Genomic DNA, 18,608 nt, shown 5'->3' with positions numbered 1-18,608 from the left:
TGTTTATAAGTGTGCAGCATAACCTGCACTCCCTCTATCTTAGAGGGTTTTTCCGCTGTTCAGCGACATTTCCCGAAAAATAACGCTATTTTGTTGTTTTCCCGTGTCCCTGCCGTGTTCTTCGCGGCTTTTCGCGCCACTCACACCCAATCATCCGGTTCGATGCCGAGCGGTCCGACGTATTCACCGTTGGGCACGTAGCTGGGCTTGCCCTGATCCTTCAGCAACACGTCGGCGTAGAACGACACGTCGCGGCCGAACGTCCAGTCGCCGTTGATGGTCACGGAGTTGGCGGCGGCCAGCGAGGGCACGTCGTACGGGAAGCGCTCGTCGAAGTCGTGGATGTACTTGTAGTAGCGCTGGTCGAGCTCCACGTTCGGGAAGATGTAGTTGCCGTCCTCCATCTCATAGGTGTCCGTGAGATGGAAGCGGTCCGAGCGCATGATGAACAGGTCGTTGGTGGTCTTCACGGGCAGGAATCGCATGCGGTCCACCTGCACGCAGATGGAGCCGTTGAACAGGCCGATGGCCGCGCCCATGGCGGTCTCCAGCTGAATCACCGGCTCGGTGTCCGGATTGGTGGGGTCCACGGTCTTCTTGTTGCGGATCACCGGCAGCGGCAGCACGCCGTTGCATTCGGCGAGCTTGGCCTTGAGGGCGTCGATGCGAATCCAGATGGAGTTGGTGTTGAAGTACGGATGCTTCTTGATGTCCTCGGCGGCGGCCTTGTCGTCCGGATGCACCTGGCTCATCTCACGCAGCATGAGTCGGCCGGTCACCTTGTCTCGCACGATGTGGCCGCCCTTGCGGTCGGCCTTGGTGCGGACGGCCACCTCGGCCATGAAGGGCGCGCCGGTGTTCTCGAAATGCTGGGCCAACGTGCGCGAGGGACGCGCGCCGAGGTTGTCCGAGTTGGAGATGAACAGGTACTTGAAGCCACGCTCCTCCAGCACGTCAAGCAGACCGGACTCCCAAATCGTGGAGAACAGGTCGCCATGGCCCGGAGGGCACCATTCCAGGTCCGGGTTCTCCGGGAATCTGACCGGCTCGCCGGTGGCGGCGGAAAGCTTGGGCTCCTGATGCTGGATGATCTCCATGGGCACTTCGCTCTGCTTGAACTTGCGGTGGTGCTTGAGCACCTTCATGGTGTCCGCGGAGGTGTGGAACGAGTTCATGAAGGTCAGCGGCAGCTCCACGTCCAATCGGGTGCGGGCGGTGAGCACCTGACCGATGATGATGTCGATGAAACGCATCTGCTTGGCCTTGTGGCGGCGCACCGGCAGCAGCGACTTGGCCTTCTCCAGGCCCATCGAGGTGCCGAGGCCGCCGTTGAGCTTGATGAAGGCGGTCTTGGCGAAGGCGTCCACGGCCTTGTCGTGGTTGATGGTCTCGTAGACGTCATGGAAGCTGGGGATATGGCCGAGCGGCTCGATGTCCTCCTCGCGGATCCAGCTGGAGGCCTCCTCGCGGCGCCAGACATCGTAGAGACGCTCGAACTGGGCTATGGCGGTCTCGCTCATGCCATGCTCGCGCATCTTGGTGGCGGAGTGCTGGAAGACCTCATCGGTGCTGTCGGCGGCTTCGTCGGCGGGGCTGACGGGGCCGATGGGCGAGGCGGCGGAAGGCGCGATGCCGGATTTGGCACCGGAAGTGGCAGGCTTGGCGGCGTCTGTCGGGTTGAGGGTACCGGTGGTGCCGGCCACCGGTGCGGCGGTCTCGCCGCCACTGGCGTTGGCGACGGCGTGCTGCTGGACTTCATCGTTCGGTTCGGTCAATGTTGGTCCCTTTCGTACTGCGATAGCACTTCAGTCTAGCGCCAGAACCCTGAGAGGGCACATGACGTTGGCTGGGCGCGTGTTCGACGATCAGGGACGCACCATCAGATAGTTGGTGAACGACACGTCCCCGATCGCTGGATGCCGGATTCCTTCGACATGAAATCCGTGATGTTCGAAGAAAGGCCTTGCGGTGATGCTCGCATGCACGCTCAGTCCCGATATGCCATGCGCCGCGGCATGCCAATCGGCTTCGGCAAGCAGCGTCGAAGCCACGCCTTGCCTCGCGTGGGATGGGTCCACGAAGAGCATGTCGATGTATCCGGTCTCATCGAGGTCGATGAACCCTGCGATTGCGGCCCCTACACCGGTCCCGTCCGCCCTATCCGCCCCATCCGTTCCGGTCTCGGCTGCGGCCACCCATGTGTTCGCGGCCAAACGTCGCCGGTCCCATTGCCGGACGGTTCCCGTATGCCCGGCCCATGCCTGAATCTGCCTCTCGTCATAATCGTGGGAGGCCAGTCCGACGACCGACCGGCGGAACAGTTCGAGGGTCTGCAAGGCATCGTCGGACCGGTATTCCTGAATGAGCAAACGCATGATGGCCACTGTACGGCAGGCTGATGGACCGTGCTGCCCTGAGACCATCGGCGCGTACCGGTTTTGCGTAAACCGCGCACCCGAGTTCGTTCTAGAGCGAATCGTCCAGAACGACGAACACATCGTCAGAGGACTGCGGAAAGCAACAGGAGTACAAGGGCGGCTGCCGGGAATGCGAACTGCTTGGCCGCCGCACCACGCTTGTCCGGGCTGCCGGCGAACAGCACCAGTGCGGCGAGAACCATGGACACCGCACCGGCGACCATCAGCGTCGCACCGACGACATGCTGTCCGGCGAGGACAAGCACCGCCCCCGCCAGGGCCATGAGACCGAGGAACAGATTGTAGAAGCCCTGGTTATAGGCCATCTCCTTGGTCGCCTCGGCCTCCTGGACCGAGGGAATGGAGAAGGCCCGCATCGTCTTCGGATCGGTCCATCGGAACGATTCAAGGACGAAAATCAGAACATGAAGCAGACCAGCAAGAATTGCGAATACACACGATGCGACAAGCATGCGACGCTTCCTTTCTCTATGGGATGGGATAAGCGCATATAGGGTAGCAAATGCACGTGTAGAAAAGCGCTCAGTATGACCTGTATGTTCCTTCACGATTTCGCGGAATATCAAAACAGCATTACCCTATGCTTAATGCGGAACACGCCGATTTGCGTTTTTTGAATCCTCTGGTAAATTATTCATTCGTTGCAAAAAGCGACATCGGACCATAGCGCAGTTTGGTAGCGCACTTGACTGGGGGTCAAGGGGTTACTCAGTCCAACTGAGTGGCACCTGACCTGAGGGCTTGTGCTGACTGGGCTAAGGACCGACGGCGAAAGCCATATAATTGAAGACAGACACGATTAGACACGATGACGGAAACACCTCCGGTGTTTTACCCGCTCAGACACGACGTGAATAATCAGTCATTCGGACCATAGCGCAGTTTGGTAGCGCACTTGACTGGGGGTCAAGGGGTCGCGGGTTCAAATCCCGCTGGTCCGACCAGAAAGCCCGGAATTTCAACGATTCCGGGCTTTTTCGTTTCTCTCTTCTCCCCTCTTTCTATCCGCCTCAGACACGATTCAGACACGATTTTCAGACACGACCAGACACGATGCCCCCATGACACGCCTCATATTGCCGGCGTGTCGCTGATTCACCCGGCGACTTCCTTTTACCCGATTCCACCGGCTCGTTACAACTTCTACACAATGCGGCCCCGCTCTCCCATCGTGGAGAACGGGGCCGTTTCATCGATTCGGGACTACTTCTGATCGGCGTCCCTGATGGTGATCTCGAAGGTCTTGCCAAGCGCCGCGCAATAATCGGGCAGCAGATCCAGCAGCCCCACACGGTGCAGATCGTTTTCGGCACGCCAGAGGGCCGTGGCGCTCAGACCGGTGCGCCGGGCCATATCGTCAAGGCTCACTCCCGCTTCCTTGCGCATCGCCTTCAGCTTCTCGCAGACATCCCAGTAGATACTGCGGTTTCTCATGCCCAATGCCTCGGCGTCCGCGTCGTACCGTTCCAGTTCCTTCCAGCCGAGCATGTCACTCAGCACGCTCTCGACGCTCTCCGCAGGCTGGTAGTCTTCCGGGGTGTCGATGATGTCGCGCATATGCTCATCTATTTCCTCACGCGTGTGGCATATCGTCCAGTCGTTCGGAATGACACCCCGCTCTGTGGCCTCGACAAGCACGTCGAGGTGCCGGCCTCGCGTGTAGTATCCGGGCATGTTGGGATCCTGCGAACGTCTCTCAGCCTCGGCCGCATCCATGAGACGCAATCCTTCCAGTATCCTCTGTGCACGCGCCGGATCGGCTGCAAGCCATCCGCGGAACTCCCCGAGTGGATGCTCCTCGCCTTCAAATCGGAATACTTGCTTCATGGTTATCACCTTCCCATAATCGAACTCCTCATATGTGTTCAGCAGAACGTCCCGTCACACCGGGACGGGACGTTTGACATTCTAGTGGGCGCGACGCCGTAGCAGCGGCACGATGCCGCTGAGGGTCACGTGGCCGTGTTGGTCGGTTGTGAGGCGTTTCTGGTGGATCCATGTGCGGATGGTCGCGGCGGGCAAGCGGATGCCGGCCTTGGCGCATTCGCGGCTCAGCTGTTTCGGGGTGCCCTTCTTCTCGGATTTGGAGAGCTTGTCGAGCAGCCGGTCTGCCACGTAGGTGCGGTTCACCTGCGCGCCGCAGGAACGGCATTCGCCCATGTGGTCCCGTGGAGCTCCCCAGACGACGCCGTGCTTGCAGAACGGGCACGCGCCGAACGCCACCCGAGTGGCCGGCGGATCCACCATGCGGTTCACCCCTGCCGGCCATATCCACGACGTCACGCCACCATTCGCGTGCGTCCGATGCCGCGAGCAGTGGCTCGTCGCCCTTGAGGATGCCTCGCACGAGTTCGGGCACGCTGGCCGTTCGTCTCGCGGCCGGCGGGTAGCCACACTGGAGTGCCGCGAGCCGTACCAGTTCCTCCACTTGGCAGTAGAGTTCCCACGCCTGTTCGCGTATCAGCAGCGGCGCGTGCGCCGACCTGCTGCGTACGCCCGTGTGGTCGTTGTCGCCGGTGCCGGCCTGACGTGTGGCGATCAGCAGCAGGGCGGGCGTATCCACGGCTATCGACTTCAACGCCTCGCGGAACTTCCGGGTGCACGAGGCGCATATGTTGAGCCGACCCGCATGGTTGCCGTCGTGGTTCGCGCAGTATCGGGTCATGGCCGCACCCCTTTCACGTTGCCGAGGTGCTGGTGGAGCTGGACGCGGCTGCCGGTGTCCCAGCCGCATGAGCACCACCAGTGGAACCGGCCGTCGTATTCGGTGACGATGAGATGCTGCTCACTCATGGTCGTCCACCTCGATCCTGTCGGCGTAGCGGATGTGCTCCTGCATGAGGCTCAGGCTGGTGAAGTCGTGGCCGCACGAGCAGATGAACACCTTGCCTTGTCTTGCGGTGTCCATGAGACGATGGGTCATCAACGGGCGGGGCGCTTGGAAGGATGCTACGGGCATGAGGATGGCTTTCTCTTCGAGATGGTTGAGGAACTGTTGGGGGCTGCGGGTCTTGTAGCCGCACGTACATTCGCGCGTCTCGCCGGCCGCGGTACCGAACCCGCTCGTCACGGCGGGCTGACGAAGGAACTGAACGGCCGCCGGGTAGACACCGACGACTGGAACTACCGACCACACCACACACCGCATAACTGAAGAACAACAGAACAGACCGATCAGTCAAACCGGAAAGCCCCATGCGACGCCAATCGCACCGGGGCTTTCCTCATAAGAGAGGACAAAGGCATGTCCAAGACCAGACACCGACTACTCGCGACCGTGGCGCTGCTGCTCGCCATGCTCACCGTCACGCCCAGCGCGATGGCCGACATGCGCGGCATCGACGTAAGCAGCTGGCAGTCTCCGACCGTCACGTGCACAGCCGACTACGACTTCGCCGTCGTGAAGGCCACGCAGGGCACCGGCTTCACCAACGGATACATGACCAGCCAGGCCACGTGCGTGCAGCAGCGGGGCAAGAGTCTCGGCTTCTACCACTACGCCGGCGGCGGCAACGCCACCGCGGAAGCCGACTACTTCGTGAACACCGTGCGCCCCTACATCGGCCGCGCGATCCTCGTGCTCGACTGGGAAGGCTACCAGAACGCCGCATGGGGCAATTCCAACTGGGTGCGCGTCTTCGTCAACAGGGTGCACGCGAGAACCGGCGTATGGCCGCTCATCTACACCAGCGCAGCCTACCTGTACCAGATCCCGGCCGACGTGCGCAGCCACTGCGGACTGTGGGTCGCACAGTATGCCAACAACAACGCCACCGGCTACCAGACGCGCCCGTGGAATTACGGGCGCTACGGCGAGGCCATGCGTCAGTACACCAGCAACGGCTGGATCAACGGGTACCACGGGCCGCTCGACCTCAACTACTTCCGCGGCGACGCCGGCCAGTGGAACAAGTACGCCAACCCATCCGGCCATATCACCGCCCCATCCCCCGCTCCGATGCCCACACCGAAGCCTCAGCCACAGCCCGCGCCCAAACCGAGCACCGGCAGTAACGGCTACAGGGTGGTGGTGCGTTCCGGCGACACCATCAGCGGTATAGCCAAACGAACCGGACTCTGGCCCGTGACCGCATGGACCGTGCCATCCGGCAACATCCACCGCATCTGGCCCGGCCAAACCGTCACCTACCGCGGCAACGGCTCTCCGACTGCGAGCGCTGGCACAAACATCGGCACGAGGATCCATGTGGTCAAGCGCGGCGAGACACTAAGCGGCATCTTCGGCGCGTCCGGCTGGCAGCGAGTCGCCCAGCTTAACGGGTTGAGAAACCCGAACCTGATCTTCCCCGGACAGCAGCTGCGCTACTAGACGCGCGCTGTCGTGGGGTCAACGCCTTGAAGAACAGGCCGAACACGTCCTTGCCGTACCCGTCGTGCGCCCGGATCACGCGGTGGCGCTCATGATCGACGACCACGGTCAGATACGTGCGGCCCTTCCGGCAGCTGGTCCCGTCCACGCCAATCGCCGTCAGACCGTCGAACGGCGACGGCATCCCCGCCCGCAACCGTTCGGCGACCCTATGGGCGATGTCGCCCGCGGCCCCCCACGCGACGTGCAGGAACCCGCTAACAGTCTTCTGGTCGGCGACGGTCATCAGCCACGCGCATTCCGTCTCGAAATCCCTGGTGAACCGGCTGCCGGGCTCGGCCCACGGCACTTGGGCGACCACGACCCCGCATTCCGGGCAGTCCACGCGCGGCATCACAGCGACCAGCTCCACCCGCCGGCAGCCGAAGTCCTGGTGCCGCCAACGACGCACACCACCGCCCTGGTCGCAACCACGACGACGTCTGCCGCACCTCGAGCATCGGAGCATCCCATTGCGCGGGCGCACGCGGATCTCAAGCACGGGCGTGGGACGCTGCGGCGAGTCGGCGATCCGCGCGGTCTCGACGACCGTGTCTTTGACGTTGAGGAGCTGGTTGAATATCCTGTTCATCAGGCGCTTGCTGGTTGCTTGTTTATCTTGGTCGGAAACATCCTACCCAGGAAGCGCTCTTCTCTTACTCCCTCAACGACTCAACGACGAACCCACACCCACGAAAACAACAACAGCGCCTAAAATTTCTTCAAATATGTATTACTGATTTGCAATCTCCTGATCCGGTTTTTCTTTCAAATCACCTCGCCCCATTTTGAAAAGAGCAAGGACCGCAATAAATACCACAGTATAAAATGCTATCAGTAGTGCCGCCTCCCGCATATCAGAAATCTGCCATGCAACTCCCCTTTCATCCATCACAGTGCCCGTTTCTCCGGGAACAAAATAAACGATGATTAGGTTAAGTCCCATAGAACCATATGCCAGAACAGGCCATAAAAAGTTCCTCTTGTTATGTGTCGGAAGAATATTTTCCTGCTGTCTGCGTAATACAAAAGCAAATACTTGTGCGCACAGCCAGGTGACAAAACTCCAGCCAAGAAAATTTGTGTACGGAACACCGTAGAAACCACCGCCTTCTCCCCAGTTCCAGATATGCTGTACAGTGGACGATGTAAAATCAGTAGCAAGGTCAACTACCGTCATAACTGTCGATGCAACAATAGGCATAGCAAACAGATTTATTTTTTTATCCAGTCTCCAGTCTGCTCCATCAAGAAGAATGGAAGCAATCGTCCAGGAAAGATAGCCTAAGTCAAAATAGAATATCCCGACACCAAACGATACATTGCCACTGTTTTCCACTGCCGTATAAGAATAAGCGCCGAATGGAAATCCTGTGATCGTACTGCAGGTCTCCAGGCACATACTCAACACAAAGTATATGGCAAAGAAAATAAGCATATTTTTCCATCCATAACGGGCATTTCCGTGAACAATAGCAAAGAAAAACATAATGACAAACGCCGGTATCGGTCCCTTATCCGGCATCAAAATCGCTGAAATCAGTGCACCAATCACTGCGACCACACAGATAATCCATGATTTGTCAAGAATTGCTTTCCTGATTTGCATTTGCTTGTTATCCATATTAAAAGTCCTCTCCTGTTCCTGGAAAGTCAGTTGATATTTAAAACTATCTTGACTTCCCATAGTAATTAATTTACAATAATAATACAGCTATAGTTGTTTAATCTCAGTCGGCAATTTAAATGCACAGTAGTTTAAACTATCTTTTCGCTGAATGGTTGCTAATTTATGGAGTTTTTTATGGATTAAATAAAAACAAGGAGTTAAGCCCATCTCGTGTTGCGCGCGAGACGGGCTTAACTTGTGCGAGAGCCCCGAAAGGCTATTCGATGCCCATTCCGAATCCCTTGTTCACCGGTTCGTCGGGTTGTGGCTTTCTTCGGCGGGTTGGCGGAATCAGCCCGACGCCGGTGTTTTTCGGAAAATGGGCCAGTGTTGTCAGTTCCATCCTCCGACGAGTTCGAGGCAGCAGTGGCCCGTCACCGAGTGTCCACGGTAGGTGCCGGCCACTTGGCTTGCGCCTTCGTATTTGCGTCCTGAGGGGTTCGGCGAAGCGATTTCCTGTTCGTCCATGATGGATGTGACGGTGAGTTTCGCTTCCCATTCGGGGATGGAGATAGTCCATCCGGTCGGGTATTTCATGCCGGTCACAGGACTTTCCCACACGTTGAAGGAGTCGCCGACCATCGGATCCACGCCGGCGGAAGATTGGGTGCCGTCCTCGTGCAGGACGCTGGCCCAGCAATGTTCGCTGCCGGTGGCCAGTTCGGTTACACCCCATAGGCTGATCACGTCGGGATCGTTGTCGAAGCAGAGGTTCATCCACAGCCATTTGCAGTTGTAGCCGTCCTTGAGGCTTCTGCCTTTGGGCATGCCGGCGAACTGACGGTCCATCCATACCATTCCCTCCACCTCGTGGCGCTGGCCGTCGAGAGTGATGACGCCTTTGGCGGCCATGTGCGGAAACGAGTATTGGTAGTTGGCCACTCCGGCGATCTGGAAGTAGCCGGTACCGAGACTGTAGAGTGGGTATCCGGTGCCGTGCAGGTTGAGGTAGATGGATCCGTCCGGCATGGCCGATGCGATGCGCATGTTGTCGAGGTCGCCTTCGATGACGTCCTTGTCGGTGTGGATGTGCAGTCCCTGGCCTGCGACCTGTCCTCGTCTGACCTTGTAAAAGCGGTCCTCGTGGCGGTAGACGTGCCCGGTCTCGTCGGTGATGGACAGCACGCTGTTGATCATGCGTACCGGCAGGTATTTGGAGAGCTGCAGGACGCTGACGTGGTACATGAAGTCGAGGGTGTGTCCGTCCGCCTCGAAATGGCCGACCCAGAACCATGAGTTGCCGGCTTTGTCGGTGCGGATGAAGGTGTCCCGGATGGGGTCCACCAGCGGTTCGGTGCCGTGGTGGAAGGTGCGGATGTTGTGGGTCAGCGAGTTGTTCGTGGTGTTCATTTTGTCTCGTTTCGTTTTGGTTCCGTGTTGTCTGTTGATGCGTTGTCGTTTCGGTCACTGTCCGGCGAGGGTCCGTTTCGTCGTGCCTCGGTGCGTTCGAGTCGCCAGAAGCGCCGTGACGAGGGCGGCCGCGAGGATGACCGCGATGGCGGCGAATGCCAGCGTCGAGCCGAGTATGGATTGCGCGTGTCCGGTGGCGGTGGGCGCGAGGGTGGTGGACAGCGCGGAGATGGATACGATGAGGGCTGTGCCCATCGAGGAGGCGATCTGTCCGACGGTGTTGGTCACGCTTTGCGCGTGTCCGATGTTTTCGTTGTCGAGCGCGTTGATGCCCCAGGTGTTCACCGGGGTCATGGCGAACATGAGTCCCGCGTAGAGCACGGTGTAGGCGCATGCCGTGAGGATGACCGAGGCGTCCGCGCCGAGCAGAGCCATGAGCACGCCGCCGATGGTCATGATCGTCAGGCCGGGCAGGGCGACCTTGCGGATGCCGTATTTGTCGAACATGCGGCCTGAGACGATGCCGCAGCATGCGCCGATGAGGGCGCCGGGAAGCATGGTGAGCCCGCTGGCGGTGGCGGATGCGCCGAGCACGGTCTGGATGAACATCGGCACCATGACGTTGCAACCCATGAGGGCCGCCTGCATGCATGCCACGATGATCACCGAATGCGCGTAGGTGCGGTTGGCGAGGATTCCGACGCGCAGCATCGGTTCCTTCGCCTTGAGCTGTCGGCGCACGAACACGGCCACGAGCAGCACGCCGACGACGATTAGCGAGACGGTGAGCATCATGTTGCCGGCGGACGTGAACGTGGACAGCCCGTACAACAGGCATGCCAGACCGACCGAGGAGAGCAGCACGGAGACAAGGTCGAACGCACCCGGTTGGAAGCCGTCGAAGTTACGCAGGTAGACGGCGGCCAACGCGATGACGATCAGCGAGACTGCCGCCATGATGACGAACAGCGTGCGCCAGCCGAACGAGTCGATGATCACGCCGGAGACGGACGGGCCGAGCGCCGGGGCGAAACCGACGACGAGTCCTGTGATGCCCATTGCCGTACCGCGGCTTTCCTTGGGGAACACGAGCAGGATCACCGCGGTGACCATCGGCATGATCGCGCCGGTGCACAGGGCCTGCAGCACCCGGCCGACCATGAGCAGGGGGAAGGTCGACGCGAATGCGGCGACGAGACTGCCGGCCGCGAACAATGAGATGCAGCCGATGAACAGCCTGCGGGTGGAGAAGCGTCCCATGAGGAACGCGGCGAGCGGGATGACCATCGCCTCGACCAGCGAATAGCCGCTGGACAGCCACTGCACGGTGGTGGAGTCCACCCCGAGGTCCTTCATGATGGACGGCAACGCCGGCGTGACCACCGACATGTTGAGCACGGCCAGCAATGTGCCCATGAGCAGCACGATGACCATGATCCATTGTTTTCTGTTGATGCCAAGTTTCACAATAACACTCCGATAAACAATAGTTATTGATTATTCAACGAGCATCAATTATTATCGAAACGCAACGGATGACAACCACCGATATGCGACATTTCTCGCTTATTCGACGATTCGCCTGAATCGTCGAACAACCCACGGCTTATGGGACGGAGCGGGAATGACGCTACCGGCAGAACGAAAGGAGCATGGTGACCGATCTGCGCATCGTCAAAACCCGCAAGGCAATCCGCGAGGCGTTCCTGCGCCTACGGGCATCAGGAATTCCGGTCTCGAAGGTCAAGGTCAAGGACATCTGCGACCTTGCGCTCGTCAACCCGAGCACGTTCTACAAGCATTACCTCGACGTATACGATCTCAACGACAAGCTTGAGGACGAGACCATCGACGCGATGCTGGAGCATTACCCCGACAAGGACAAGATCCTGTCCGATCCGCCCGCATTCCTCAATGGCTGGAGGCCGGCCATCGACAGCCAGATCGACGATCTGCGCGTCCTGTTCGCCGGCCGCCCCGAAGCCATGTTCCGCAAAATCGAATCGACGCTCGTCGATCGTTACTCCGCCCGAGCGGCGAACGAGCGCGAGCGCATCGCCGCCGTCTTCTCCATCGCCGGGGCCCTCCACTCGCTTGGCCTGCTCAAGCTGGAAGGCGGACAAAGCGACGACGAGATCATCGCGGCGGTCGTCGAAAACCTCAACGCCATCGCCACTCGGATCCCCGACGGACGATAACGAACACCCCCTATACGAATCAACGGCATCATCACACGGATACTCTTTAATCATCTAGTCGATCATCATGGAACAGATAACAGAACGTCATCCCATCCCCTTGTCGGCATCGCGATTCGCCGCATCGATACTGACCGCGCTGGTCTTCGTCGTCGCGCTGAATCTGCGAGCCCCGCTCACATCCGTCGGCCCGCTGCTGCCACGGATAGGGGCGTCCGAACATCTCAACGCGACGATGTAGGGTCTGCTCGGCTCGTTGCCTATCCTCGCGTTCGCCGCCGTCTCCCCGATGGCGCACCGGGCCGCCGGACGCATCGGCATCGAACGCACCGTGCTGGCCGCGATGGTGTTCCTGACGCTCGGCATTGTGATCCGTTCGGCATGCGGCACCATCGGACTGTGGGACGGCACGTTCGTCATCGGTTGCTCGATCGCGGTGGGCAACGTTCTGGTGCCGGCCATAGTCAAACGCGATTACCCCGGTCACGCATCACTTGCCACCGGCATGTACTCCGCATACATGACCGGCATGGCCGCGTTCGCCTCGGCCGTGACATTACCCCTGTCCGATGCAATCGGGTGGCGGGGCACGCTCGGCATCTGGGCCATTCCCGCCGGAATCGTCACGCTGCTGTAGCTGTGGCGTTCACGGGCGAATGCGCGAAGGACGGCCGTGGGCGCGGGAACCGTCGCAGGCTTGGACCCGGAACGCCGTCGCGCCCGTGTGGCCACCGTCTCGGCGGCGTTCGGTCGCAGTGTCGGACCGGAGATGAATCCGCTCACGGTCGTCGCCTCGGGGATTTCACGGGGATCGGAGGATTCTGCCGACAAGGCGTACGGGAAAGCGTATGCGATGATGCGCTGGTTCGGCGTCGCATATCTGGCCGGCAAACAGTGGCGCAACCTGTCCGAAGGCGAGCGCACGAGGGTGATGATCTCCCGCGCGCTCGTCTCGCCGGCGGATCTCCTGATCTTCGATGAACCGACCACCGGCCTTGATCTGGGTGGCCGTGAAACGGTGTTGCGAGAACTGTCGGCGCTGGCCTCGCGAGGGGACGAGCGCACGATGCTACTCGTCACGCATCGGGTGGAGGACATCCCCGCCGGATTCGACCATATCGCGATGATGGGCCGAATGATGGAACACGAGTGCATGACATACCTCGACACGCATCCGCGCATCTACGCCACACTTGACGGCAACACGACACCGGGAACCATCACGTTCACCGGACCACTTGACGAAGGACTTACCGACGAACGTCTCGAATCGATGTTCGGCGTCCCCGCTACACGTAGAGCGAACCGGGCAGCGATGAAGGGCCTCGCACCGGCTGCGTTTCGCATGAGCGGTCCGAATGAATGCCTCGTCGCCGGTTCCAGTGCTCCTCAGTCGTTCCGTCTCATTTGACTGGGGAACACTGGTGCCGTTGTGGACACAACCGGGACACAATGGCCGCGGAGAACAGCGAAATCGACGGCAATTAACGAATCTCGTGAGCGTCACCAGAACGGCTTCATTGCAACGAAAACACAACTGACGAAGCTTGCAGAAATCAACGAATCAACCCTTCAAACCAGCAAGGGGTCGCGGGTTCAAATCCCGCTGAGCCGACCAGAAAGCCTGGAATCTCAACGATTCCGGGCTTTTCCGTTTCACAGCAACATCGTTTCAGACATGATTGAACACAATGACGGAATCACCTCGGTCTCTTTGCCTGTTCGGACACGAAGCAAATAATAATTAGTCATCACCAGCCTGCGCGAACCCGTAAGGCTCACTTGAACCGAACGAGCTCGTTGGCGACCATGCATGTGGTGTCGTCGGTCAGTATGCCGTCGATGGCGCGGGCGTCGAAAATCTCGTCAACCCACATATGATAATCGGCATAGTCGGTGTCTCCAGGCAATGGGCTGTGCGAGTGGGAGTCCATGTAGGTGTGCCAGGAATCGCGCGTGTAGCGAATCGGATTCGGGAACGAACGTACCGTGGGGTTTTGGAAGAACTCGGCCTTTGTATCGTCGAAATGTTTGATGCTGCCGGCAAGGCGTTCGCCGCATTCGTCGCCCGGGCGCATTGCCGAATCAAAGGACGTGACGTTGTACAGGGAAATCAGCAGATAGCGGCCGCCTCGCGCGATGTGCCGGCATTCAAGAGGAAATGTCACCGGCGAGAACCAGTGCAGCGCCTGCGCTACGGTAATCACGTCCACACAATCCGAAGGCAACGAGGTCGCCTCCGCCGAACCATCGCAGACCGTCACATTCGGCAGGTTGCGCACGTTTCCTGTCAGCACGCCGCGCATGTCGGCATCCGGCTCCACGGCATACACCGGCAGTCCAAGACCTGCCAAAGGGACCGTGAATTTGCCGGTGCCTGCGCCAACGTCCGCAATCGTCACCGCGTCCGAAGGACCGCTGAAGCAACCGCCGATGAGACCGCCAATGTACCGGATCACCGCAGCTGGATAGCCCGGACGTGCCGCTTCATAGGCCTGAGCCTTGCCATGGAATTTCGTCTGCTCCATGCTGCCCAGTGTAGGACTTGCATGCAAGCACATGGGTGGCAACAAGTCGACCGGCGTTGGGTGTTCTGTGCATATACGCACCAGTTATTCTGTGCATGTCCGTGTCATAAGCAGGTTCCTGTGCATATACCCACCACGAAAACCGGTAAAACGGGGTCTTCGTGATACATATATGCACAGAACACGAGGTCATGGGTGTCTTCATGGTGGGTATATGCCCAGAACAGGGAAGACATCGAACGACAAGGGGAACAAGGAAGCAAGACATCGCTGATCCGCTGCCATCGATGTCATGTCGTCGCGGAAATATGGCAGGCATGGCCAATTACGAGCAGATCAGAAAGTTCGCCGACGAACATGCCGACCAAGCGCGAATCATCGAGCATGAGACGGCGATCGTCGATTTGGAATCCGGCGCGAAGGTGTTCGATGTGACCAAGGCTGCGGCCACGTATATCGTCGAAGCCAAGGAAGGCGTGTTCGCCGTCGTCGCATCTGCTGCTGGACACCTGAAATGGCGACCACTCGGACGCGCTCTAGGATTGCACCAGATCCACCTGGCCTCGCCTGAAGTGGTCAAGGAACGCACCGGTTACGACGTCGGCACGGTCGGGCCGCTGTTCCTGGGCGACGTACGTATGTTCTTCGACCGACGGCTTCTCGAGCACGACTTCGTCTATTGCGGCACCGAGGATGAGCACCACACGCTGGCCATCGAGCCGCGGCTCATCATCGACTCCAATGACATCGCAGGGTATTTCGACAGCGCGGAATTCCTGAAGTAGCGGCAGACAACGCTATGCTTCGCGCCGTGGTCATAACAGCCATGCTATGGAATGTCATGGAGGCCCTGCTCAACAGAATCGACGTAGATTCCGCCGACTCCCCTTAGCCGGCTTCGTCGACAGCTCAACCGCAATTGCGGACGAACATCGTTCGCAATTTGTTGGCCCGGCTGTCGTCTCGCACATTGCCTACGAACAGCCCTGCTGTTTGATTCACGGCAATGTCCTGACAAGGAGTCAGGAGGGGCTGTTTCAAAGCGAACGACAATGGGCCTTGCATGATGTCCGTACAGCATCATGCAAGGCCCATTGTCATCAAAAGCCGCTAGCGCCACCGCGCAAGAAACATCACTTCTTCTTGTTCTGCTTCTTCTCGCGAATATTCACCGAAATCTGAATCGGCGTACCTTCGAAGCCGAACTCCTCGCGCAGGGAGCGCTCGATGTAGCGGCGGTAGCCGTGCTCCAGGAAGCCGGTCGCGAAGATCACGAAGCGCGGCGGGCGCGTGGACGCCTGCGTGGCGAACAGGATACGCGGCTGCTTGCCACCACGCAGCGGATGCGGGTGGGCGGCCTGAATCTTGCCGAGGAAGGCGTTGAGCTTGCCGGTGGGGATGCGCTGGTCCCAGGATTCCAAGGCGGAACGCATCGCATTGGCCAGACGGTTCGTGTGCCAGCCGGTCTTGGCGGACAGGTTCACGCGCTGGGCCCAGGTCACGCGATCGAATTCGGTGATCCACAGACGCTCGAGACGCTGCTTGTCGAACTCGTCCATGGCGTCCCACTTGTTGAACACCAGCACGATCGCACGACCGGCGTCCACGGCGGTGGACATCACCTTCAGGTCCTGATCGGAGATCGGCTGCGAGGCGTCGAACAGGATCAGGGCCAGTTCGGAACGCTCGATGGCGGCCTGGGTGCGCAGGGAGGAATAGTACTCAGCACCGGTGAGCTTGTGCTGACGGCGTTTGATGCCGGCCGTGTCGATGAACAGCCAGTCCTCGCCGTCGATGTCAATCACCTCGTCGACCGGGTCGCGCGTGGTGCCGGCCAGGTCGTTGACCACGGAACGCTCCTCGCGCGCCAGCTGGTTGAGCAGGGAGGACTTGCCCACGTTCGGACGGCCCACCAGCGCCACGCGGCGCAGGCCGGAGGGCGTGAGGAATCCAGAGGTCTTCTCGGCCTTCTTGAGCTTGTCCAGCGCGACATCGAGCAGATCGCCCACTCCCCTGCCATGCATGGCGGAGACCGGGTACGGCTCGCCCAGACCGAGCTTCCAGAACTCGGCGGCCATGTATTCGCTGGCCTGATCGTCGATCTTGTTCACGGCCAGGGTGACCGGCTTGCCGGAGGCGCGCAGCATCTTCACGATGCGCTCGTCCGTGTCGGTCATGCCCACCTGGCCGTCCACCACGAACACCACGGCGTCGGACAGTTGCACGGCGACCTGCGCCTGCGAGGCGATGGCCGAATCGATGCCCTCCACGTCGGCCTCCCAGCCGCCCGTGTCCACCAGCTTGAAGTCGGTGCCGGCCCATTCGGCATCGTAGCTCACGCGATCGCGCGTCACGCCGGGCGTATCCTCCACCACAGCGGCACGACGGCCCAGGATACGGTTCACCAGCGAGGACTTGCCCACGTTCGGGCGACCCACCACGGCGAGCACGCCCACCGGCTTGGGGCCGGCCTGGCGCGCACCGACCTCGAAGGCGCGACCGGAGACCAAGGCCTCGTCCGCCTCATCCAAGTCGTAGCCCTCCAGGTTGGCGGCGTACTGCTCGTACTCCTGGTTTTCGATGGCGTCCTCGACCAAGCCGATGAGGATGTCCAGCGTGTGCGCGAAGTCCATGTCCGAGTTGTCGATGGTGGTCACGCCGTCGGCCGCGGTCTGGAAGTTGGTCACCTTGGAATCGGCCTTGTCGCGTGCGGCCACGTCCTCGGCTCCCACACCCTTGGCGGCCTGGCCGGTGCGGCGGGCCTGACGTACCTCCTCACGGGCGGTCAGCAGCACACGCACCTCGGCGTCCGGGGCCACCACGGTGGTGATGTCACGGCCCTCGGCCACGACGCCCAGCCCTTCGGAGAAGGAGTCGGCCGAAGCCTCGTGGGCGATGTACGCGCGCTGCGCGGCGATGAGCACGTTGCGCACGGGGATGACGTTCGAGACCTTGGAAACGTGGGTGGAGACCTCGGAGGAACGGATGGCCTCGGAGATGTCCTCATCGTCGGCGAAGACGCGCGGGTCGTCCGGATCCACGGAGATATCGAAATGACCGCCGGTGAAGAACTCGCCGACCGCCTCGGTCACCACGCGCTCGTCCACCTGCTCGGCGTCAAGGTCGATGCCCTGCTTGAGGCACCACCATGCGCAGGCGCGGTACATGGCGCCGGTGTCCAGATAGGCGTATCCGAAGTACTTGGCCAGCGCCTTGGACGTGGACGATTTGCCCACGCCGGCGGGGCCGTCGATGGCAACGCGGATCACAGGCCAACCTCCTTGGACAGCGAACGGATCTCGGTCTGGGACAGCACGCGGTAGGAGCCGGGCTTGAGGTCACCGAGCTTGATCGGGCCGATCTGCGTGCGGACCAGGCGCTTGACCGGGAAGCCGATCGAGCCGAAAATGCGGCGCACGATACGGTTCTTGCCGGAGTGCAGCACCACCTTGACGATGGTGGCGTCGCGAGAGGAGTCGATGATGGCGCAGTGGTCGAGCTTGATCCAGCCGTCGTCCAGCTGTACGCCGGTGGTCACGAGCCTGCGGCACACGGTGCCGGAGATCTTGCCCTCCAGCGTGGCCACGTAGGTCTTCTCGACCTCGTACTTCGGGTGCATGACGTGCTGGCTGAGCTCGCCGTCGTTCGTCATGAGGATGAGGCCCTCGGAATCATAGTCCAGACGGCCCATGTGGAAGATACGCTCGTACTTGTCCCCCACGATGTCGCGCAGGGTGTAGCGGCCCTTCGGGTCCTCCATGGCGGAGAGCACCTTCTTGGGCTTGTTCAGCGCCAGCGTGACGTGGTTCGGATTGATACGGACGCGGGAGCCGTCCACGCGGACCTGCTGCTTGTGCGGGTCGACGCGCGTGCCGAGCTCGGTGACCAGTTCGCCGTCCACCTCGACGCGGCCTTCGGTGATCATGATCTCGCACTTGCGGCGGGAACCGAAGCCCGCCTGGGCGAGCAGCTTCTGGAGTCGAATGGAATTGGAATCGTCTTGTGCGCTTCTGGCGCGGGAATATGCGTTTGGCATCGTTCTCCCAACGTGGCCGG

The 18,608-nt window shown here is 60.4% G+C and carries 20 protein-coding genes and 1 tRNA gene; 7 read left to right on the top strand and 14 right to left on the bottom strand.

The genetic code is table 11. From position 1 onward, the window contains the following. Window positions 1-140 precede the first annotated feature (140 nt). The 3 genes from DF196_RS01155 to DF196_RS01145 all read right to left on the bottom strand — a co-directional run bounded on the left by DF196_RS01155 (window position 141) and on the right by DF196_RS01145 (window position 2,890). Window positions 141-1,535, bottom strand: a complete 1,395-nt coding sequence (locus DF196_RS01155) for a UTP--glucose-1-phosphate uridylyltransferase (RefSeq protein ID WP_109056185.1) — start codon at window positions 1,533-1,535, stop codon at window positions 141-143. A gap of 330 nt (window positions 1,536-1,865) precedes the next feature. Then, window positions 1,866-2,375 (bottom strand): GNAT family N-acetyltransferase, encoded by a 510-nt coding sequence (locus DF196_RS01150; RefSeq protein WP_158276226.1) that lies wholly within the window; start codon window positions 2,373-2,375, stop codon window positions 1,866-1,868. Window positions 2,376-2,500: 125 nt separating this feature from the next. Continuing rightward, window positions 2,501-2,890: a DUF1304 domain-containing protein gene (locus tag DF196_RS01145; RefSeq protein ID WP_109056099.1), complete on the bottom strand. Its 390-nt coding sequence runs from the start codon at window positions 2,888-2,890 to the stop codon at window positions 2,501-2,503. Window positions 2,891-3,305: 415 nt separating this feature from the next. Between DF196_RS01145 and DF196_RS01140 the strand changes: the two genes are divergently transcribed. Then, window positions 3,306-3,382, top strand: a tRNA-Pro gene (locus DF196_RS01140). A 259-nt stretch (window positions 3,383-3,641) separates the two neighbouring features. Here DF196_RS01140 and DF196_RS01135 read toward each other — a convergent pair. The 4 genes from DF196_RS01135 to DF196_RS01125 form a co-directional block, all read right to left on the bottom strand. Further along, entirely contained in the window at window positions 3,642-4,265 is a 624-nt protein-coding gene (locus DF196_RS01135; protein WP_109056098.1) for a helix-turn-helix domain-containing protein, read from the bottom strand. A gap of 81 nt (window positions 4,266-4,346) precedes the next feature. Next, window positions 4,347-4,685 (bottom strand): hypothetical protein, encoded by a 339-nt coding sequence (locus tag DF196_RS13730; protein ID WP_241519527.1) that lies wholly within the window; start codon window positions 4,683-4,685, stop codon window positions 4,347-4,349. 414 nt (window positions 4,686-5,099) lie between these two features. Next, on the bottom strand, window positions 5,100-5,231 hold the full coding sequence (locus tag DF196_RS14015; RefSeq protein WP_277745206.1) for a hypothetical protein: 132 nt from the start codon (window positions 5,229-5,231) through the stop codon (window positions 5,100-5,102). Next, window positions 5,224-5,574: a hypothetical protein gene (locus DF196_RS01125; protein ID WP_170114955.1), complete on the bottom strand. Its 351-nt coding sequence runs from the start codon at window positions 5,572-5,574 to the stop codon at window positions 5,224-5,226. Before DF196_RS01125 ends, DF196_RS14015 begins: the two co-directional genes overlap by 8 nt. 108 nt (window positions 5,575-5,682) lie before the next feature. On the opposite strand from DF196_RS01125, the gene DF196_RS01120 reads away from it, so the two are divergent. Then, window positions 5,683-6,768 (top strand): GH25 family lysozyme, encoded by a 1,086-nt coding sequence (locus tag DF196_RS01120; RefSeq protein WP_109056097.1) that lies wholly within the window; start codon window positions 5,683-5,685, stop codon window positions 6,766-6,768. Here the strand turns inward: DF196_RS01120 and DF196_RS01115 are convergent. The 4 genes from DF196_RS01115 to DF196_RS01100 all read right to left on the bottom strand — a co-directional run bounded on the left by DF196_RS01115 (window position 6,713) and on the right by DF196_RS01100 (window position 11,293). Next, window positions 6,713-7,399 (bottom strand): helix-turn-helix domain-containing protein, encoded by a 687-nt coding sequence (locus tag DF196_RS01115; protein WP_109056096.1) that lies wholly within the window; start codon window positions 7,397-7,399, stop codon window positions 6,713-6,715. The two genes, DF196_RS01120 and DF196_RS01115, sit on opposite strands and share 56 nt — an antisense overlap. Before the next feature lie 141 nt (window positions 7,400-7,540). Next, window positions 7,541-8,431 carry a carotenoid biosynthesis protein gene (locus DF196_RS01110; RefSeq protein ID WP_158276225.1) on the bottom strand — a complete coding sequence of 297 codons (891 nt, stop codon included), beginning with the start codon at window positions 8,429-8,431 and terminating at the stop codon, window positions 7,541-7,543. A 378-nt stretch (window positions 8,432-8,809) separates the two neighbouring features. Then, entirely contained in the window at window positions 8,810-9,826 is a 1,017-nt protein-coding gene (locus DF196_RS01105; protein WP_109056094.1) for a lipocalin family protein, read from the bottom strand. A gap of 54 nt (window positions 9,827-9,880) precedes the next feature. Continuing rightward, a complete protein-coding gene (locus DF196_RS01100) occupies window positions 9,881-11,293 on the bottom strand; it encodes a DHA2 family efflux MFS transporter permease subunit (protein WP_146194643.1) in 1,413 nt (470 codons plus the stop codon). A 185-nt stretch (window positions 11,294-11,478) separates the two neighbouring features. On the opposite strand from DF196_RS01100, the gene DF196_RS01095 reads away from it, so the two are divergent. The 4 genes from DF196_RS01095 (at window position 11,479) to DF196_RS01085 (ending at window position 13,435) form a co-directional block, all read left to right on the top strand. Beyond that, a complete protein-coding gene (locus DF196_RS01095) occupies window positions 11,479-12,024 on the top strand; it encodes a TetR/AcrR family transcriptional regulator (RefSeq protein ID WP_109056092.1) in 546 nt (181 codons plus the stop codon). Between the two features lie 67 nt (window positions 12,025-12,091). After that, the gene (locus tag DF196_RS13360) at window positions 12,092-12,265 is read left to right on the top strand and encodes a hypothetical protein (protein ID WP_158276224.1); all 174 of its coding nucleotides are present in this window, start codon (window positions 12,092-12,094) and stop codon (window positions 12,263-12,265) included. Between the two features lie 15 nt (window positions 12,266-12,280). Then, on the top strand, window positions 12,281-12,661 hold the full coding sequence (locus tag DF196_RS01090) for an MFS transporter (protein WP_109056091.1): 381 nt from the start codon (window positions 12,281-12,283) through the stop codon (window positions 12,659-12,661). A 36-nt stretch (window positions 12,662-12,697) separates the two neighbouring features. Then, entirely contained in the window at window positions 12,698-13,435 is a 738-nt protein-coding gene (locus DF196_RS01085; protein WP_109056090.1) for an ATP-binding cassette domain-containing protein, read from the top strand. A 367-nt stretch (window positions 13,436-13,802) separates the two neighbouring features. Here the strand turns inward: DF196_RS01085 and DF196_RS01080 are convergent, their stop codons facing one another. Continuing rightward, a complete protein-coding gene (locus DF196_RS01080) occupies window positions 13,803-14,552 on the bottom strand; it encodes a class I SAM-dependent methyltransferase (RefSeq protein WP_158276223.1) in 750 nt (249 codons plus the stop codon). A 317-nt stretch (window positions 14,553-14,869) separates the two neighbouring features. On the opposite strand from DF196_RS01080, the gene DF196_RS01075 reads away from it, so the two are divergent. After that, entirely contained in the window at window positions 14,870-15,337 is a 468-nt protein-coding gene (locus tag DF196_RS01075; RefSeq protein WP_158276222.1) for an aminoacyl-tRNA deacylase, read from the top strand. A 348-nt stretch (window positions 15,338-15,685) separates the two neighbouring features. Here DF196_RS01075 and der read toward each other — a convergent pair whose 3' ends face one another. Together der and DF196_RS01065 are read right to left on the bottom strand one after the other, a co-directional pair. Then, a complete protein-coding gene (der, locus tag DF196_RS01070; RefSeq protein ID WP_109056087.1) occupies window positions 15,686-17,821 on the bottom strand; it encodes a bifunctional cytidylate kinase/GTPase Der in 2,136 nt (711 codons plus the stop codon). Further along, a complete protein-coding gene (locus DF196_RS01065) occupies window positions 17,818-18,588 on the bottom strand; it encodes a pseudouridine synthase (protein ID WP_109056086.1) in 771 nt (256 codons plus the stop codon). The genes der and DF196_RS01065 overlap by 4 nt, the downstream gene beginning before the upstream one ends. Between the last annotated feature and the right edge of the window lie 20 nt (window positions 18,589-18,608).

This window comes from Bifidobacterium callitrichidarum (genome assembly GCF_003129905.1).
In the GTDB taxonomy this organism is placed as follows: domain Bacteria; phylum Actinomycetota; class Actinomycetes; order Actinomycetales; family Bifidobacteriaceae; genus Bifidobacterium; species Bifidobacterium callitrichidarum.
Note: the sequence above shows the minus strand (reverse complement) of the source record. Positions and strands in the feature narration are given on the sequence as shown.

What these genes read in the sequence shown, in the direction of transcription:
- DF196_RS01150 (WP_158276226.1), bottom strand. Translation starts at nt 2,375, where the DNA reads ATGCGTTTGCTCATTCAGGAATACCGGTCCGACGATGCCTTGCAGACC.
- DF196_RS01135 (WP_109056098.1), bottom strand. Translation starts at nt 4,265, where the DNA reads ATGAAGCAAGTATTCCGATTTGAAGGCGAGGAGCATCCACTCGGGGAG.
- DF196_RS01115 (WP_109056096.1), bottom strand. Translation starts at nt 7,399, where the DNA reads ATGAACAGGATATTCAACCAGCTCCTCAACGTCAAAGACACGGTCGTC.
- DF196_RS13360 (WP_158276224.1), top strand. Translation starts at nt 12,092, where the DNA reads ATGGAACAGATAACAGAACGTCATCCCATCCCCTTGTCGGCATCGCGA.
- DF196_RS01120 (WP_109056097.1), top strand. Translation starts at nt 5,683, where the DNA reads ATGTCCAAGACCAGACACCGACTACTCGCGACCGTGGCGCTGCTGCTC.
- DF196_RS01110 (WP_158276225.1), bottom strand. Translation starts at nt 8,431, where the DNA reads ATGGATAACAAGCAAATGCAAATCAGGAAAGCAATTCTTGACAAATCA.
- DF196_RS01155 (WP_109056185.1), bottom strand. Translation starts at nt 1,535, where the DNA reads ATGCGCGAGCATGGCATGAGCGAGACCGCCATAGCCCAGTTCGAGCGT.
- DF196_RS01105 (WP_109056094.1), bottom strand. Translation starts at nt 9,826, where the DNA reads ATGAACACCACGAACAACTCGCTGACCCACAACATCCGCACCTTCCAC.
- DF196_RS13730 (WP_241519527.1), bottom strand. Translation starts at nt 4,685, where the DNA reads ATGGTGGATCCGCCGGCCACTCGGGTGGCGTTCGGCGCGTGCCCGTTC.
- DF196_RS14015 (WP_277745206.1), bottom strand. Translation starts at nt 5,231, where the DNA reads ATGAGTGAGCAGCATCTCATCGTCACCGAATACGACGGCCGGTTCCAC.
- DF196_RS01080 (WP_158276223.1), bottom strand. Translation starts at nt 14,552, where the DNA reads ATGGAGCAGACGAAATTCCATGGCAAGGCTCAGGCCTATGAAGCGGCA.
- DF196_RS01145 (WP_109056099.1), bottom strand. Translation starts at nt 2,890, where the DNA reads ATGCTTGTCGCATCGTGTGTATTCGCAATTCTTGCTGGTCTGCTTCAT.
- DF196_RS01095 (WP_109056092.1), top strand. Translation starts at nt 11,479, where the DNA reads ATGGTGACCGATCTGCGCATCGTCAAAACCCGCAAGGCAATCCGCGAG.
- DF196_RS01065 (WP_109056086.1), bottom strand. Translation starts at nt 18,588, where the DNA reads ATGCCAAACGCATATTCCCGCGCCAGAAGCGCACAAGACGATTCCAAT.
- DF196_RS01075 (WP_158276222.1), top strand. Translation starts at nt 14,870, where the DNA reads ATGGCCAATTACGAGCAGATCAGAAAGTTCGCCGACGAACATGCCGAC.